The following is a 328-nucleotide window of genomic DNA, read 5'->3' as shown; positions in this document are numbered from 1 at the left end:
GGGAAGTGATTTCGCTAAAATGCCACCAGCGCTGAGGTGTTGTTGGTGGTTTGAGATAAGAAAAAACCAAACAAGCAATGCTCATTTGGTTTTTGGATGGTTAGATTGCAGCGACAGCATTTTTGTAATGCTTACCGTAAACCTCGATAATTTCTTCCTTGGTGAAACCCCGTACAGCAAGTGACTCAATGGCCTCTTGTGGATCAGAAAGTAGAAAACACTCGTAGTTGTGCAGTTCATGCAAAATGATCTGTTGTCGAGAGTAGTCGCGTTGCTGTTGTTGTTCAGCTTCGCGGTACAGCTTTGCCAGTTCAGTTTGGTAGTGAGG

Annotated in this window: 1 protein-coding gene; it reads right to left on the bottom strand. The window is 44.2% G+C overall.

Annotated elements, in window-relative coordinates; all coding sequences use genetic code 11:
* Positions 1–100: 100 nt before the first annotated feature.
* Positions 101–328: hypothetical protein (locus AB4585_RS23760; RefSeq protein ID WP_372171224.1), on the bottom strand; the 228-nt coding region annotated here is incomplete at its 5' end.

The organism is Vibrio sp. 10N.222.49.C9 (assembly GCF_041474985.1).
Lineage (GTDB): Bacteria > Pseudomonadota > Gammaproteobacteria > Enterobacterales > Vibrionaceae > Vibrio > Vibrio crassostreae_C.
The sequence above is the reverse complement of the archived record's forward strand: the minus strand, read 5'-3'. Positions and strand labels throughout refer to the sequence as shown.